1 pseudogene is annotated in these 608 nt (G+C 29.8%); it reads right to left on the bottom strand.

Annotated features, from left to right (window positions below):
• A pseudogene (locus AC1DTM_RS30650) lies at positions 1–499 on the bottom strand (hypothetical protein); the annotation flags it as partial.
• Between the last annotated feature and the right edge of the window lie 109 nt (positions 500–608).

Below are 608 nucleotides of genomic sequence, written 5' to 3'. Positions count from 1 at the left end.
CGTATAGCCATTTCAAATAAGAACGGATTACACCAAGTTTCCGACTAATCGTAGATGCCTTGTATTTTTCTTTTGATTGATAGGATATGGCGTCCTGGGATAACCATTTTTGATAGTTACGGATATGGCGCTTCCTTAGATTCCTCCAGACTTGGCCAACTTTATAGTCCTTTACATCTTGCTGCAGAAATTCTGTACTTTGTTTGATAAAGAAGTAAAACTGACTYAGATCACGAGCGTATAGARTTCTTGATTCATCTTTTATACGYTTCTCCTGGTCAAAATGTGTTTGYCGRTTCAAGTAATAGTACAGTATCTCTTCGTTTGAAAATCCCTCGTATGTATAAGTATCTTCTCTTTCGTTATKTTCCTTTTTAAATTCAGCTTCATTTATATAATCACGATTCCATAMTGMAATTATGTTTGYWAAAYTTTGTTTTTGTTTYTCTATATTTTCTAAAGAAKTTTCAYTATGAATYKTAWTCAATTCAAATTTCATTGTTATTCAACTCCTTATTAATTTCTTTTGTATCTATTATTATACCTGAATTACATTCAAAATTATTTACATAGTAAAATTAAATTTTATGAAAATGAAAGTGTAAAAC

It is taken from the genome of Bacillus sp. P4_D3, assembly GCF_056401855.1.
Note: the sequence above shows the minus strand (reverse complement) of the source record. Positions and strands in the feature narration are given on the sequence as shown.